We start from the raw sequence: 15878 nt of genomic DNA on the forward strand, positions 1-15878 counted from the left end.
TAGACTATGTGATATTATGGAAACATAGTAAATATTAATATTTTATGTCGCTTATGGCGGCAAGATGGGGGTAAAAAATGATTATTAGTGCAAGAAATCAAATAACAGGGAAAACTGAATCTGTTAAGGAAGGTGCAGTAAATGCAATTGTTACTTTAAAGGCCGATGACGGAAATACAATTACTTCTACTATTTCAATGGCTGCAGTTAAAGATCTTGGACTTGCACCTGGAGTCAAAGCAAAAGCTGTTATTAAAGCCACGTCTGTTATGATGGCTGTATAAATTATATAAAATTTTTGCAAGCTACATAAGGTTGTTCCAAAAGTAAGTAAAAGTCCTTGAGAATTTCAAAGATACAAATGTGTGTTAGAAATTCTAAAGGACATGATATTTTATCCGATAACTACTCATTCTAATACTCCCACTTCTGCAAGTGGGAGTAAAGAGTGACTATGTCCCTGGATAACGATTTCTAAGCATCAGGTGGAGTTAAAACTCCATCTGATGCCAAGAACTCTGTTTATAGTTCATGGCATATCTTTATAAAATCTTTCATAGCACTCGTCAATAACTTATTCTTGTGATATACAATAGATAGTTTCCTATTAAAATCCATATCTTTTATTTTCAGTTCTCCTAGAGAACCTGAGGCAATATGATCTTTGATTAGTTGAAAAGGCAGTACAGCAAATCCAATATTATTTTCGGCTACATTAATTAAGGCTGTGGTGCTTGTATTTTCCCAAGAGGGATTGAAAAATAATCCAATTTCATTCATTCTTAATTCAAACCATATAGTGCATTTGTTTTTCTATTGAAATTTTAGCTGGTTCTATTGGTACGCCATTTCTTATACTGTCTCCCATAGGGCATGTTTTTTCAACAAATTCAACTAGTTCTTTTACTTTATTTTCTGGAGAATCAGTTCTTATGTTAACGTTAAATCTTATGTCCTGATATCCAGGTCTTGAGGTAGAAGAATCTGGAGAGGTATTTGAATCCATATCACCTTCAAGTTCTATTGATAAGTATTTTATATTTACTCCATATTTATCTGCACAGGATGCTATAGACATTGCCTGACATCCTCCTAAAGTACATAATAAAAGTTGGGCAGGGTTCATACCTTTATTGGTGCCGCCGGATTGTTTAGTTTTATCTAGCAATACTTTAAATCCACCAGAATGTGCTTCTACTGCTATTCCATCTTTTTTTTCAACTACAGCTTTTACGGTTGTAAGTGGCATTAAAATCACTCCCTTCAAATATAGTATTTCAAAATAAAATTAAATTATTATGGTGATTCTAATTTGAAGAAGTATTATACTAAAAAGTATAATTTACATAGAGGAAGTGGTATATTTGAAAATTGTAATATTAGATGGATATGTACTAAACCCAGGTGATTTAAGTTGGTCATCTCTAGAGAAGCTTGGAGATTTAACTGTCTATGACAAAACTATATTTGATAATAGCAATGATGATCTTATAATTGAAAGAATTAGGGATGCAGAAGTAGTATTTACAAATAAAACTCCAATATCTGAAAATGTATTTAAAAGTTGTCCTAAATTAAAATATCTTGGAGTATTTGCAACAGGATATAATGTTGTAGATATAAAGGCATCAAAAAAATTTGGCGTTGTGGTGACAAATATTCCAAGTTACAGCACAGATGCTGTAGCACAAATGGCAGTATCACTTTTGCTTGAACTCACAAATCATGTATCAATTCACAATAAGGCTGTAAAGGAGGGACAGTGGAATGAAATTGGAGAATGGTGTTTCTGGAAAAAACCGCTTATGGAATTAGGCAGTAAGACAGCAGGAATAATAGGATATGGAAAAATAGGGCAAGCAACTAGCAAGATAGTTCAGGCTATGGGAATGAAAGTGCTTGCATATAATAGACATAAAAATAAGGTATTGGAGAGTGAAAATGTAAAGTATGCAGAGCTAAATGATGTATTTGAAAAATCAGATGTAATTTTCCTCCACTGTCCATTAACTGAAGAAACTAAGGGTATAATTAATAGTAAATCTATAGAACATATGAAAGATGGAGTGATAATAGTAAATAATGCTAGAGGTCCTTTAATTGTAGAAGAGGACTTAGCTCATGCATTAAATATTGGAAAAGTATATGGTGCTGCATTGGATGTAACTTCTAGAGAGCCTATAGAAAAAGAAAGTCCTCTTTTAAAAGCAGAAAATTGTATAATTACTCCACATATTTCCTGGGCAGCAAAGGAAACGAGAGAAAGACTCCTAAATATTGCTGTGGAAAACTTAAAAAATTTTTTAGAAGGAAATCCTATAAATGTAATCATACTTTAGGTGGATTGCATTTATAACAATATTATTTAAGGGGAAATTGATAGTGTCTAAAGTTGTAGAAAGATTTGTAAAGTATGTAAAGTATGATACTAGATCCGATGAAAATTCCACAACAGTTCCCACTACGCGGGGGCAGTTAGAGTTAGCTAAGGAATTATCAAAGGAATTAAAGAATATTGGCATGGAAGATATCTGCTTGGATGAGCATGGATACATAACGGCAACACTTCCCGCAAACATTACTAAAGATGTACCAGTAGTAGGGTTTATTGCCCATATAGATACTCATCCTCAAGTTTCAGGTGCTAATGTAAAACCTAGGTTTATAGAAGCCTATAATGGTGAAGATATAATTTTAAATGAGGAAAAAAATATAGTACTTTCTCCCAAATATTTTCCAGAGCTAAAAAATTATATAGGACAAACCTTAATTACATCAGATGGAACTACTCTTCTTGGAGCAGATGATAAAGCGGGTATAGCAGAAATTATTACTGTTGTAGAGTTTTTAATACAAAATCCTAAGATTAAGCATGGGCCTATAAGAATAGCATTTACTACAGATGAAGAGGTAGGAAAAATAGGAGAATATTTTAATGTAGAAAAATTCAAGGCTGATTTAGCCTATACGATAGATGGAGAATCTATTGGAAGTTTAAAATATGAAAACTTTAACGCAGCAAGTGCTAAAATAACTATAAATGGCAAAAATACCTATACCGGTGAAGCTAAAGGGAGAATGGTAAATTCATTGAGAATTGCAACAGAGCTTATGAATATGTTTCCGGAAAAAGAGACCCCTGAAAATACAGAGGGAGTTGAAGGTTTTTATCATCCTTCATTTATTAATGGCAAGGTAGAAAAGACAGAAATCCATTATTTAATAAGAGATTTTGATAATAAAAATTTTGAAAAAAGAAAAAATTTTATTTCTAATGTAGTACAAACTATAAATAAAAAATATGGTAAAGACACAGTGATGCTTGAAATAACTGAGCAGTATAGAAATATGAAAGAAAAAATTGAACCGGAAAAATATATTGTGGATATAGCTATTCAAGCTATGAAAGAAGTAAATGTATTTCCAGATGTAACACCACTAAGGGGAGGAACAGATGGAGCTAAGTTATCTTATATGGGACTTCCCACACCAGATATATTTAATGGTGTTCATAATATCCACAGCAAATATGAATATATCTCAACTTATTCTATGGAAAAATCTGTAGAAGTGATATTGAAAATAATTCAATTATTTACAGAAACATAAAAAGTGTTTGGGAGCAGAGAAAAATGTTATTAAATTATAAGTACAATAATACTAAATTTTTAATTCCAAAAAAGAAATGTAAGATTATAGACAGAGAAAAGGTTTTAAGTAGGCTAGATGAAGTTTTGGAAACTAAGCTTACAATTATATCTGCAGCAGCAGGTAGTGGAAAAACTACTTCCGTTATTTCATGGATATACTCAAGAAAACTAAATCATAATACAGTATGGATTTCTTTAGATGAAAGGGACGACAATTTAGATATTTTTTGGAGATCAATTATTACAGCTATTGAAAAGTTTAAAAATAATGATATGGATTGCAAACAAGCAGATCTTATCCAAGACCAAGACATATCAAGTGAATCGGCAGTAAATATGGCATTAGCTAGTATTTCATCTGTAAATAGGGATTTAATACTTGTAATAGATGATTTACATTTTGTAAAGAATGAGGATATACTTGTGGAAATAAAACATTTTATTGACGGTATTTCTGATAATATTCATATTATAATAACAAGTAGGACAAAGCTGAGCATAAATATTTCTAAGTTAAGGTTGGATGGAGAAGTAACGGAGATAGGTAAAGAAGATCTTAGTTTTTCATTAGAAGAGACAGATGAGTTTATAAAAACCAATATGGAAATTACAATGCCAAAGGAAAGTGTACAAATATTAAATAAGTATACAGAGGGCTGGATAGCAGGAATTCAAATGACGGTATTATCTATAAAAGAAAGAAAAAATGTAACGGAAATGAATGAAAAATTTATTGAAAGTAATAAGTATATTCAGGATTATTTCTGTGAAGAAATTTTTAATAGGCAATCAGAAGAAATTAAAGAGTTTTTATTAAAAACGTGTATTTTAGATGAATTAAATATTGAGTTATGCAATGCTGTTAGCTGCATGGAAAATAGTCAGCAAATTTTAGAAAAAATATATGATAAAAATTTGTTTATTAATAAATTGGATTATGATGGAAAATTATTTAAATATGATATACTTTTTAAGAAATTTTTAATGAGTAAAGCAAATGTTATAAATAAGGAAGAAATGCGTGAAGCTAGCAATAAGGCCGCTAAATGGTATGAAAATAATGGACGTATAAATAATGCTGTTAATCAGTATATAAGCATAGAAAACTATGAGCAAGCAATAGAAGTAATTGAAGATAAATGTATTAAGGAGACTTTTACCAATGAATATTTTTATGTAGAAAATTGGTTAAAAAACATACCACAAGATGTTATTGTAAAAAATGCTAGGTTTTGTATCATATATATGTATACGTATATATATGATGACATCAATTATAAGAAATATTTAGAGTTTGCGGAAAAAGCACTGCAGAGTTGTACTGATGAAGATTACAAGAAAGAATGCTTAGGTATATTGTATATTATTAGAGGAGATAAAAGTTATATCGAATTAGATTATAAAAAAAGTATTTCATATTATGAAAATGCTTTGAATTATTTAGGAAAAGACATGTTTTGGCATACAATAATAAATCTAAAATCAGGTATAGTATATTTTTATATACAGGATTTTGTTTTAGAAGAAAAGTTTTTTCATGAATCAATAATTTTAAGTCAATCCTATAAGGATAATACTTTGTATTTAATGACTAATAGAATAATTATTTTTGCAAAGTTACTTAAAGGAGAATTAAATGAATGCGAAAATATATGTAATACATGCTTAAATAGCACTATAAGTAATGATTTAGAAAAATCTTCACTGATGTCAATTTTTTATGTAGCACTAGCACTAGTGTATTATGAAAAAAATTATATTATAAAAGCAGAGGAGTACGTATTTAAGGGATTAGAGCTTGTTGAAGAATGGGATTTTTATACGGCATTTATAGGGTATTATGTATATTCTGGAGTAGCCCTCAAAAATAATAAGAAGAATCAAAAGAGTGAATTAAATAAGATTTATGAAAAAGTACAAGAATTATCTAAAAAATATAAGAACAATAAGTTAGCAGATAAATACTATTTTTATAAATTAAAAGATCATTTCAAAGTGCTGGAAATGGAGAGGTTTATAGAGTATGGCAGAATTAAATGTGTAGAAAAGTATATTGCAAAAAGGGATTTTAAAATTGCAGAAGAACTTGTTGTGTTTTCTAAAATACTCATGTGTAAAGGGAAAAATGAAGATGCATTAATGTTATTAAATAAGATTTTAGCTTCTGATAAAGAAAAAGATAACAAGAATTTAATTATAAGAGCCTATATTTTTAGATCAGAAATTCTTTCACAAAAGGATCAATACGAAAATGCCACAAAGGATTTAAGACAAGCTTTAATAATTGGATATAAGAGTGGTTTTGTCAGGTTATTTTTAATAAAGCAGACAAAGGCAAGAAAAATCTTGATAAAAACTATTAAGTCTATGAAATTTAACAAGGATTATTATGAAATGGGGGATTATTTAAATAAAATACTAAGTTTGTATTCAACTAAGGAAGATAGCCAAATAATAAGTAAAAGAGAAAGAGAAGTGTTAATGCTAATAGAAAAAGGAGCCAAAAATTCAGAAATAGCAAAGAGATTATTTATTACAGAAAGTACTGCTAAAAGTCATATATTAAACATATTTAGCAAACTGAGTGTGCGAAATAGAATTGAAGCTGTAGCGAAGGCAAAAGAGATAGGGATTATTTAAGAGAAGGTTATGTGAAAAGTTTTATATAAGAAACTTTTCACATAACTTTTTTAAATATACAATCATCCTAAAGTATGATTAGCTAAATGATAAATTTCATCCTACCTAGTAATACTTTAGGATGATTATCATACTTTGAAAAAGTGATACAGTATATATGTATATATAGTTTTAACAAATTGGAGATATTATAAGGAGGCTGAACATGTCTAAGGTCGTAGAAAAATTTACTAAATATATAAAATTTGATACTAGATCAAATGAAGAAATGAATACGGTTCCTACTACGCAAGGACAGATGGTGCTGGCAAAAGAATTGTCAAAAGAGCTAAAGAAAATAGGAATGAGAGAGGTTTCAGTAGATGAAAATGGATATGTAATGGCATCGTTACCATCTAATGTTGATAAAGAAGTTCCTACCATAGGATTTATTGCACATATGGACACAAGTCCAGAAGTTTCAGGAATGAACGTAAATCCTAAATTTATTGAAAACTATGATGGTAAGGATATAGTTTTAAATGGAGAAAAAAATATTGTTCTTTCTCCAAAGGATTTTCCAGAATTAAAAGACTATGTTGGAAAAACACTTATTACTACAGATGGGACTACTCTTTTAGGCGCTGATGACAAAGCAGGAATTGCTGAGATTATCACTGCTTTAGAAACTCTAATAGAAAATCCAGAAATTAAGCATGGAAACGTTAAAGTTGCATTTACACCAGATGAAGAAATTGGAAGAGGACCAGATCATTTTGATGTTGAAAAATTCAATGCAAATGCAGCTTATACGGTAGATGGAGGAGATCTTGGAGAATTGGAATACGAAAATTTCAATGCTGCAAGTGCAGAAGTAATTATTAGTGGAATAAATGTTCATCCAGGAAGCGCAAAAGGAATAATGATAAATTCAATGCTTATTGCTGGAGAATTTATGAGTATGCTTCCACAGAATGAAACTCCATCAACTACAGAAGGTTATGAAGGCTTTTATCATATAGTTGCACTTAATGGTGGAGTAGAGCAAACAAAGCTTGAATATATAATAAGAGACTTTGATGAGAAAAATTTTGAAAAAAGAAAACAATTTATAACTGGTGCTGCAGAAAGTTTAAACAAGAAATATGGCAAAAGTATAGTTAAAATTGAAATAAAAGACCAGTATAAAAATATGAAGGAAAAAATTGAGCCTGTAAAACATATAGTTGATATCGCTTTTGAAGCGATGAAATCGGTGGATGTAGTTCCAAAAGTTCAACCTATAAGAGGTGGTACAGATGGAGCTAGCTTATCTTTTAAGGGACTTCCTACACCAAATATATTTACTGGAGGACATAATTTCCATGGTAAGTTTGAGTACATACCCGTGTATTCTATGGAAAAAGCTGTAGAAGTAATACTTAAAATAGTCCAGTTATACGGGAAAATGTAATCAATAAATTAATAAAGGAGGAGAGAAAGATGGAATCAACTGAGCAAAAACAAAAAAAGATGACGTTAATAGCACTAGTATTAATGATTTTTACATCAGTATTTGGATTCACTAATATACCCAGAGCATTTTATTTGATGGGTTATGGTGCAATTCCTTGGTATATTTTATCTGCAATAACTTTTTTTATTCCTTATGCATTTATGATGGCAGAATATGGAGCAGCATTTAAAAATGAAAGAGGTGGAATCTACTCGTGGATGGAAAAGTCTGTTGGAGCTAAATATGCTTTTATAGGAACATTCATGTGGTATGCTTCTTATGTAATTTGGATGGTTAATATATCTTCAACAATATGGGTACCGTTTTCAAATGCTATATTTGGAAGTGACAAAACGGCAACCTGGTCACTATTAGGATTAAATTCCACTCAAGTCTTAGGAATATTAGGGATATGCTGGATTTTAGTTGTAACATTAACAGCATCTAAGGGATTGGAAAAAATAACAAAAGTAACATCAGTAGGTGGTACAGCAGTAGCATTACTTAATATTGTATTATTAATTGGAGCAGTAGCTGTTTTAATAGGAAATGGCGGCCATTTAGCTCAGCCAATTGTATCATCAGCTGCTTTTACACAATCACCAAATCCTGACTATCAAAGTGGCATTAGTGTATTGGCATTTTTAGTATTTGCATTATTTGCTTATGGCGGAATAGAAGCAGTGGGAGGATTGGTAGACCAAACTGAAAAAGCAGAAGTAACATTTCCAAAAGGTGTTACTGTAGCAGCAATAATTATTGCAATAGGATATGCTGTAGGTATATTTTTGTGCGGCATATTTACTAATTGGAAAGAAGTGTTAGCAGTAAAAGGTGTGCACATGGGCAATGTTGCTTATGTGGTAATGCAAAACTTAGGATATCAAATAGGACAAAGCTTTGGATGCAGTCAAGCAACTTCATTGACAATAGGAGCTTGGACAGCTAGGTATGCAGGGTTATCTATGTTTTTAGCACTATCGGGAGCATTTTTTACATTGTGTTATGCGCCATTGAAACAATTAGTGGAAGGTACACCAAAGGAATTATGGCCAGGAAAAATGGCTGAAATTAAAGATGGAATGCCTAAGAATGCTATGTGGGTTCAATGTATATTTGTAGTGGCATTTATAGCACTAGTATCTTTTGGAGGAGATGCAGCGTCTAAATTTTTTAATATATTAATAAAGATGACTAACGTAGCAATGACTGTACCATATATGTTTTTATCAGCTGCATTTATTGCTTTTAAAAAGAAAACAGAAATCAAAAAACCTTTTGAAGTTTTCAAAAGTTATAAGTGGACATGTATTGCTACAGTAGTAGTTACTTTTACCATAGGTTTTGCTAATTTCTTTACAATAATAGAACCAGCAGTACATGGAAATTTAAAAGATACAATATGGATGATTATAGGTCCAGTATTCTTTACTATAATTGCTTTATTGATATATGGATCATATGAAAAGAAAAGTAAAAAAGAATTGCAATAATATCTTAATTTTCAAAATTTCATAGAAATAAATAGTTAACCAGGGTGCATGGCCCTGGTTTTTACGATATGAGCATATTTATTGGACTTGTTGGACTTAAAAGATTTTTTATTTTACTATAAGGCAATTCAATTTCAAAAATTCCATAGTAGTAAGGTGTGTATTCGTAAACTTGGTAATAAAGTACTAGTGAATTAGGAGTAAGGTAATACTTTTGATCTGGAGTTATACCTTTGTACTCATTTATCAGTGTAATGTTATTGGCCTTAATATACTGATTAGCAAGTTCATTTAAAAAACCTACATAATAGATTTTAGGGTTAAATAAATCGGTGAAGTTGTATATTTGTCCTGTATTAACGTTTAATGTTATGGAAGAATAAGCTGTAAATCCATGAGCAGCTTTATTTACATAAGTATACATATTAAATAGTATACTTAAAAGACCGTTTTTATTTAACATTACGTCATAAGTACCTAAAATTTCATTAAAATCTATTTTTTCTGGGAATAGGACTTGAGATGTAAAAAGTTTACTTACTTCATTTATAATAGAAGTATTTATCTTATTTATTATTTGGTCCTTATTTGGATTTGGTATGAATGGATAGCTTATGCTAAATTTTTCAGGTGATATCTTTCCTGTATTTAAGATAACTCCATTACTTGCTTCATTTCTAAAAAAGTATTTAGCAAATGGACAGATATTTTTTGAAATATTATGATTATGTGGCATTTGTATCCTCTCAATAATAGTTTTTTATAGTATAATTTATTTATTAAGTAGTAAAAATGTTCTTCTAGTTTTTTATTAAAAAATAAGCAATAATGAAGTACCCAAATTTGTACGATAAGTTTATAATAGGATAATTCCAATAAACCCTAATATATATGTTAAGTATGTTTTAAGGAAGTGATAATTTGGATGCATTTATAGCTAGACAACCAATATTTAATAAAAAAGAGAAAGTTGTAGCTTATGAATTGCTTTATAGGGATAGTTTTGAAAATTACTATAAGGGCAATGATGAAGATAAAGCTACGTGTAATGTTATAGCAAACGTTTTTTCTCTCGTTGGAGTAGATAAAATTACATGGGGTAAAAAGGCGTTTATCAATTTTCCTAAAAAGCTCATAACAGATGATGTTATTCCGATGTTACCTAAGAATGTAGTAATTGAAATACTTGAAACCGTTGAACCAACTCCAAGAGTAGTAAATGCGTGCAGATACTTGAAAGGGTGTGGTTATACACTTGCACTTGATGATTTTATATTTGATAAAAAGTACATAGAATTATTAGATTTGGCAGATATAGTTAAAGTGGATTTTAAGATGGCGAGATATGAAAAGAAGTTCATATTAAATAATACTAAAAACAATAATATTAAATTTTTAGCGGAAAAAGTTGAAACGCAAGAAGACTATAATAAAGCAAAAAATTTAGGATATGATCTTTTTCAGGGATATTTTTTTAGTAAGCCAACTATAGTATCAGCTAAAGATATTCCAAAGGAAAAATTAATATATGTAGAAATACTTTCTGAATTAAGCAAAAAAAATGTAGATATTGTAAAATTGAAATCACTTATAATAAAAGATTTGTCTATAATATATAAATTTTTAAAGCTCATAAATTCATCTATGTATGGGCTTAAAAGTAAAATTCTTTCACCGCATCAAGCAATAACCTATCTTGGAGAAATAGAATCTTGCAAATGGCTTTATGTTATAGTTTTAGGAAGTATGGGATCTTATAGGTCAAGTGAAATTGTAAGGGCATCTATTGTAAGAGCTAAATTTTGTGAAAGAATTGGATCAAAGTTATACCCTGATGATTTGGAAAAGCAGTATAACTTTTTTATAGTAGGTATGCTTTCTATGCTCGATGTAATACTTGAAAGGAATATGGAGAGTCTATTGAGCGAACTGTTTTTAGAGAAGGATGTAAGGGAAGCCTTAATTGGAAAAGGTAATAAATATAGGGAAGTCCTTGATTTAATAATTTCCTATGAAAGGGCTAGATGGGATGAATGTACAGAATTTTCAAAGAAGTTAAATATAAATATAAGTGCAGTTGTGAAAGAATACATTTTTGCATTGAATTGGGCTAATATAATATGACATAATCGAGAGCTAAGTAGACAAACTTTCATACATTAAACAAACTGAAAGTTAAAAAAATATTGGAGGAGATATATTTCACATATTTTTAATGGAAAAGTCTAAGGAGAGTGGTAAATAAAAAGTTTTAGTGGAAAACTAAACTTCCACCTCCTTAAAATTTAAATTATGTTGACAATGTAAACTTAGTAATGTATTATATATTCATAAGTTGACGCTGTAAACATGATAAGGAGGTAATTTAAACTTATGAAAATATTGGTTATAAATGATAGGCAAAATGAAAACAAGCTTGGAAGGGAAATAATAGAAAAAACTATAAAAACATTTCAAACTAAAAAAATTGAGTTTAAAAGTTACAATTTAGCTTTGGACGATTTACATTATTGTATTGGATGCTTTAGCTGTTGGCTCAAGACTCCTGGTATGTGTGTATTTGATGACCTGGGAAGAAAAATATGTGAGGATTTTATAAAAAGTGATGTTGTATTGTATGTAGGCCCAATAAAATATGGATGTTACAGTCCTGTTATAAAAAGATCACTGGATAGGCAAATACCTAATATACTTCCGTTTTTTGAAGAAGTGAATGGAGAAATGCATCATTCACCACGTTATGACAAGTATCCAGAACTAGTTGCTTTAGGATATAGTGAAGATGTTTCTAGTGAAGAAGAAGAAACTTTTAGTTCTCTTGTTACAGCTAATGGAATAAATCTTCAAAAAAATGGAGCAAAAGCTTATGTGTGCAAAAACGATGCTGATATAGATGAATATATAAGTGATTTTGAAGTCTATTTAAAAGAAAGAGAGGTTAGGTAAAGTGAAAAAGGCATGTTTTGTAAATGGAAGCCCTAGAGAAAGTGGAAGCACTTCAGCTTATTTCATAGGAGAAATGCAGAAATTAATTAAAGATAATGATATAGAAACTCAATGTGTTTATGCAATTAAAGATTTAAAATCAGGTAAGATAGATCAAAGTTTTGAGAAAATTGTAAACTCAGATAGCGTAATATTTGTTTTCCCACTTTATGTTGATAGCATACCATCTAATTTTCTTGATTTTTTATGGAAACTTGAAAATTATATAAAAGAAAATAAGATTGATAAAAATAAACTTCCAGATTTATATGGTGTTATTAATTGTGGATTTGTAGAAGGCATTCAAAATAAAAATGCTGTAAATATAATTTATAACTTTTCGAAAAAGACAGGCTTTGACTTCAAGTTTGCAATAGGTATAGGCGGAGGAGAATTCATTAAGGGTACAAAAGATATAATACCAATTGAGAGTGAAATAAAAAGGAACATCTATCTAGCACTTTGTAAATTTAAAGATAGTATAGAAAGCGGCAGAGAGGACGATGAAAAAGGAGTATTTGTAAGCCCTAAGGTGCCTAGATCACAATTCATACTTAACGGGAATAACGGATGGGTAAAAATGGTGAAAGAAAATAATATGACAAAAGAGGACCTTTTAAAAAAGGTATATTAAAAAAATGAGATATCTCATTTTTTTTTTATAAAAGTTGTATATTAGACAGGTTCTATTATAATGTAATATGTGTACTCAAATTTAGCTATATGCTTTAGAAAGGTGAAAATTGCAAAATGGAGAGTTTAATATACAGTTTAAATGCGACAGTACCTGTGTTTTTAGTTATTGTGGTAGGATATGTGTTAAAACAAATAGGAATGTTGAATGATAATTTCATAGAGGTAGCTAATAAATTTAACTTTAAAGTTACTTTACCGATATTATTATTAACTGATATTGGATCAACTAATATAATTAAAAATTTTGATGGGAAGTACATATTGTTTTGTGCAGTAGTTACATCCATTTGTTTCTGGTCAATTTGGTTTTTTACTAAAAAATTTATGAAGGATTCTTCTATGACAGGAGCTTTTGTACAAGCATCTTTTCGTGGAAGTGCAGCTATACTGGGAATTGCCTTTGTTCAAAATATTTATGGAAATGCGGGGATGGCTCCTATGATGATTATAGGAGCTGTTCCACTTTACAATATATATTCTGTTATTGTACTTACTTTTGAAAGTGAAGATAGCAGAGGAGGAAATGATAGTATAAAAAAAGCATGCATCAATATTATAAAAAACCCCATTATCATTGGAATTTTGCTAGGAATGATAGTGTCACTATTAAATATTCATTTCCCTAAAATAATAGACAAAACACTCAAAAATTTTGCAGTTATGGCATCTCCTTTGGCACTTGTAACTATTGGGGCTGGCTTTGAAGGAACAAAAGCCCTTGCAAAGATAAAACCAACTTTGGCAGCTTCTTTTATAAAACTGGTAGCTCAAGCTGCTGTATTTTTGCCACTAGCAGTATATTTTGGATTTAGAGATCAAGAACTTGTTGCTCTAATTATCATGCTTGGTTCTCCAACTACAGTGAGCTGTTATATAATGGCAAAGAACATGAACAATGATGGTGTTTTGACTTCAAGTGTTGTTGTAGCCACTACTTTATTATCAGCTTTTACTCTAACTTTCTGGATTTTCGTATTAAAGAGCTTTAAATTTATCATATAATTTGTTTTTAAATGAATTGGTGGAGTATATAACCTCCACCAAATTGATAATCTAATCTTCAAATTTAAATAATTCTTCCACAGAAGTATTGAATACTTTTGCGATATCCATTGCTAGTTTTAGTGATGGATTGTATCTACCATTTTCAAGGTGAACAATGGTTTCTCTTCTTACCCCTATTAATTCTGCTAATTCACTTTGTTTCATATTCATTTTTTCTCTATATTCTTTTACTTTTGTTTTTAGAGTTGGCATATTATATACCTCGCATATCAATTACACAGAAAATAATTGCCCGCAGGATAGTTAATGCTACTATACCTATAGCAATCAAGTAGCCTGTCATTACACCACTTGGGGTTATAAATGCGGATGGAAGTAAAATGCCGGCCATAAATAAATAAGAAAGTTTTAGACAAATAGAATCTGTTTTATTAAGGGTTTCTTTTGCAAATTCATCAAAAATCTCTGAGTTTCCTTTTAGTAGTGCTAAAAATACAAGCGTAAGTCCCAGCAATAAATATTCTATTAATATATGAATGGGTTTGAAAGTGAGGCTTACACTCATCCAATAATATATGAGAAATAATAAAGCCGGGATTATTTTAGCACTAATCCAAATTCTTAAACTAATCTTTTTATCTTTCATAATATAATCTCCTTCATGTGATATATTTGTAACTTATGTTATAAATATATCACATGAAATTTTTAAAATCAAGTAAAAAGTGAATTATTTATAAACAGAGTTCTTGGCATCAGATGGAGTTTTGACTCTACCTGTGGTTAGAAATCGTTATCCGGGGACGTAGCTGCTCTTTACTTCCACTTGGAGAAGTGGAAGTATTAGAGCAGGTAGTCATCGGATAACTTTATTAAATATTAAAAAGCCAATGCTTAATTAAGCATTGGCTTTGAATTTTATATTTATATCCAAAATATCGGTGCTTTAATTTTGACACCTATCTCTCGATAGGTGGGTGTTCTCACAGATGTATCTATCGCTTTTAATGCCTTAAAAGGACTCATAAAAAAGTACATATCCTCATCTAAATTTGAACTCCCGATGTTTAAATGTAGGTTCAAAATAAAAGCTTAACGTGTATTTCAGAAGTTGTACACTATAAAATTCATAATAAAAAGAAAAATCATCAACTAAGAATGTAGTCGTTTTCCTTTTGTGAGATTATAATAACATATTTAAGTTGTCATTGCAAGTAGATAATATATGGTAAATTAATGAAGTAATAGAGGATATATCTTATAATATTTTTATTTCTAACAATTATTAGTTAGCTAACTAAATTGTTATTGACAATATGAAAAAGCAATGATATATTAAAAATAAGTTAGTTAGGTAACTAAACATATTGGAGGAATTTTAAATGGCAAATGAAGAATCAATGAAATTATTTATAGAATTACACCGTTTAGGAAGACAAATGCACCGTTTTTCACATAAAATTTCTCATGGAGGAAATCACTTTATGGGAGGACAATCGAGAATGCTTACTATCGTTGCAGAAAATGAGGGTATTACTCAACGACAGCTTGCTGAAATCATGGATGTGAGACCTGCATCAATGACTGTGATGATAGGAAAGATGGAACTATTTGGACTTGTTGAACGTAAGCAAGACGATAAAGATCAGAGAGTTATGCATATTTATATTACAGATAGTGGAAGAAAAGTTGAGGAGGAATCAAGAATTTCTACTCAAAAGTTAGTTGGGTCCCTATTTCAAAGTCTTTCTGATGAAGAAGTAAAACAAATGCTTATGATTACTGAAAAATTATCTAAATCACTTAATGAAGGTGACTCAGGTGATTTACAATGTGGACTTCATGATCATCATAGACATCATGGATTTCATAAACATCATCATGAGTCAGATGACAACCTTAAGCACTTGTTTAGGAATCTTTAAGGAAAGTTTT

Annotated in this window: 16 protein-coding genes; 11 read left to right on the top strand and 5 right to left on the bottom strand. The window is 30.0% G+C overall.

Annotated features, from left to right (window positions below; all coding sequences use genetic code 11):
• Positions 1-77: 77 nt before the first annotated feature.
• A complete protein-coding gene (locus CLAU_RS00005; RefSeq protein ID WP_013238579.1) occupies positions 78-284 on the top strand; it encodes a TOBE domain-containing protein in 207 nt (68 codons plus the stop codon).
• Between the two features lie 238 nt (positions 285-522).
• Here CLAU_RS00005 and CLAU_RS00010 read toward each other — a convergent pair whose 3' ends face one another.
• Positions 523-780 (bottom strand): LysR substrate-binding domain-containing protein, encoded by a 258-nt coding sequence (locus tag CLAU_RS00010; RefSeq protein ID WP_013238580.1) that lies wholly within the window; start codon positions 778-780, stop codon positions 523-525.
• 7 nt (positions 781-787) lie between these two features.
• Entirely contained in the window at positions 788-1249 is a 462-nt protein-coding gene (locus CLAU_RS00015; protein WP_013238581.1) for an OsmC family protein, read from the bottom strand.
• Between the two features lie 115 nt (positions 1250-1364).
• Here CLAU_RS00015 and CLAU_RS00020 point away from each other — a divergent pair, with 115 nt between their 5' ends.
• The 5 genes from CLAU_RS00020 to yjeM all read left to right on the top strand — a co-directional run bounded on the left by CLAU_RS00020 (position 1365) and on the right by yjeM (position 9257).
• Positions 1365-2339 carry a D-2-hydroxyacid dehydrogenase gene (locus CLAU_RS00020; protein ID WP_023161643.1) on the top strand — a complete coding sequence of 325 codons (975 nt, stop codon included), beginning with the start codon at positions 1365-1367 and terminating at the stop codon, positions 2337-2339.
• Positions 2340-2382: 43 nt separating this feature from the next.
• The gene (gene pepT, locus CLAU_RS00025; protein ID WP_013238583.1) at positions 2383-3609 is read left to right on the top strand and encodes a peptidase T; all 1227 of its coding nucleotides are present in this window, start codon (positions 2383-2385) and stop codon (positions 3607-3609) included.
• 23 nt (positions 3610-3632) lie between these two features.
• Positions 3633-6290, top strand: a complete 2658-nt coding sequence (locus CLAU_RS00030; RefSeq protein WP_013238584.1) for a winged helix-turn-helix domain-containing protein — start codon at positions 3633-3635, stop codon at positions 6288-6290.
• Positions 6291-6495: 205 nt separating this feature from the next.
• Positions 6496-7722, top strand: coding sequence for a peptidase T (gene pepT / locus CLAU_RS00035; RefSeq protein WP_023161646.1), 1227 nt, complete (start codon positions 6496-6498; stop codon positions 7720-7722).
• A 29-nt stretch (positions 7723-7751) separates the two neighbouring features.
• Positions 7752-9257, top strand: a complete 1506-nt coding sequence (gene yjeM / locus CLAU_RS00040; RefSeq protein WP_013238586.1) for a glutamate/gamma-aminobutyrate family transporter YjeM — start codon at positions 7752-7754, stop codon at positions 9255-9257.
• A gap of 61 nt (positions 9258-9318) precedes the next feature.
• Here yjeM and CLAU_RS00045 read toward each other — a convergent pair whose 3' ends face one another.
• Positions 9319-9993 (bottom strand): DUF3298 and DUF4163 domain-containing protein, encoded by a 675-nt coding sequence (locus CLAU_RS00045; protein WP_023161647.1) that lies wholly within the window; start codon positions 9991-9993, stop codon positions 9319-9321.
• Between the two features lie 185 nt (positions 9994-10178).
• Here CLAU_RS00045 and CLAU_RS00050 point away from each other — a divergent pair, with 185 nt between their 5' ends.
• The 4 genes from CLAU_RS00050 (at position 10179) to CLAU_RS00065 (ending at position 13940) form a co-directional block, all read left to right on the top strand.
• Complete coding sequence (locus CLAU_RS00050) at positions 10179-11381, top strand: EAL and HDOD domain-containing protein (protein ID WP_013238588.1); 1203 nt, start codon at positions 10179-10181, stop codon at positions 11379-11381.
• Between the two features lie 249 nt (positions 11382-11630).
• Positions 11631-12203 (top strand): NAD(P)H-dependent oxidoreductase, encoded by a 573-nt coding sequence (locus CLAU_RS00055; RefSeq protein WP_013238589.1) that lies wholly within the window; start codon positions 11631-11633, stop codon positions 12201-12203.
• Between the two features lies 1 nt (position 12204).
• The gene (locus CLAU_RS00060; RefSeq protein ID WP_013238590.1) at positions 12205-12876 is read left to right on the top strand and encodes a flavodoxin family protein; all 672 of its coding nucleotides are present in this window, start codon (positions 12205-12207) and stop codon (positions 12874-12876) included.
• Between the two features lie 116 nt (positions 12877-12992).
• Positions 12993-13940: an AEC family transporter gene (locus CLAU_RS00065; RefSeq protein ID WP_013238591.1), complete on the top strand. Its 948-nt coding sequence runs from the start codon at positions 12993-12995 to the stop codon at positions 13938-13940.
• 51 nt (positions 13941-13991) lie between these two features.
• Here CLAU_RS00065 and CLAU_RS00070 read toward each other — a convergent pair whose 3' ends face one another.
• Positions 13992-14195 (bottom strand): helix-turn-helix transcriptional regulator, encoded by a 204-nt coding sequence (locus CLAU_RS00070; RefSeq protein ID WP_013238592.1) that lies wholly within the window; start codon positions 14193-14195, stop codon positions 13992-13994.
• Between the two features lies 1 nt (position 14196).
• Positions 14197-14589: a hypothetical protein gene (locus CLAU_RS00075; RefSeq protein WP_013238593.1), complete on the bottom strand. Its 393-nt coding sequence runs from the start codon at positions 14587-14589 to the stop codon at positions 14197-14199.
• A 736-nt stretch (positions 14590-15325) separates the two neighbouring features.
• Here CLAU_RS00075 and CLAU_RS00080 point away from each other — a divergent pair.
• The gene (locus tag CLAU_RS00080) at positions 15326-15868 is read left to right on the top strand and encodes a MarR family winged helix-turn-helix transcriptional regulator (protein ID WP_013238594.1); all 543 of its coding nucleotides are present in this window, start codon (positions 15326-15328) and stop codon (positions 15866-15868) included.
• Positions 15869-15878: the final 10 nt, after the last annotated feature.

This window comes from Clostridium autoethanogenum DSM 10061 (assembly GCF_001484725.1).
In the GTDB taxonomy this organism is placed as follows: domain Bacteria; phylum Bacillota; class Clostridia; order Clostridiales; family Clostridiaceae; genus Clostridium_B; species Clostridium_B ljungdahlii.

Coding starts and splice junctions, on each gene's coding strand:
- CLAU_RS00005 (WP_013238579.1), top strand. CDS start 78: ATGATTATTAGTGCAAGAAATCAAATAACAGGGAAAACTGAATCTGTT.
- CLAU_RS00010 (WP_013238580.1), bottom strand. CDS start 780: ATGAATGAAATTGGATTATTTTTCAATCCCTCTTGGGAAAATACAAGC.
- CLAU_RS00015 (WP_013238581.1), bottom strand. CDS start 1,249: ATGCCACTTACAACCGTAAAAGCTGTAGTTGAAAAAAAAGATGGAATA.
- CLAU_RS00030 (WP_013238584.1), top strand. CDS start 3,633: ATGTTATTAAATTATAAGTACAATAATACTAAATTTTTAATTCCAAAA.
- pepT (WP_023161646.1), top strand. CDS start 6,496: ATGTCTAAGGTCGTAGAAAAATTTACTAAATATATAAAATTTGATACT.
- yjeM (WP_013238586.1), top strand. CDS start 7,752: ATGGAATCAACTGAGCAAAAACAAAAAAAGATGACGTTAATAGCACTA.
- CLAU_RS00045 (WP_023161647.1), bottom strand. CDS start 9,993: ATGCCACATAATCATAATATTTCAAAAAATATCTGTCCATTTGCTAAA.
- CLAU_RS00055 (WP_013238589.1), top strand. CDS start 11,631: ATGAAAATATTGGTTATAAATGATAGGCAAAATGAAAACAAGCTTGGA.
- CLAU_RS00065 (WP_013238591.1), top strand. CDS start 12,993: ATGGAGAGTTTAATATACAGTTTAAATGCGACAGTACCTGTGTTTTTA.
- CLAU_RS00070 (WP_013238592.1), bottom strand. CDS start 14,195: ATGCCAACTCTAAAAACAAAAGTAAAAGAATATAGAGAAAAAATGAAT.
- CLAU_RS00075 (WP_013238593.1), bottom strand. CDS start 14,589: ATGAAAGATAAAAAGATTAGTTTAAGAATTTGGATTAGTGCTAAAATA.
- CLAU_RS00080 (WP_013238594.1), top strand. CDS start 15,326: ATGGCAAATGAAGAATCAATGAAATTATTTATAGAATTACACCGTTTA.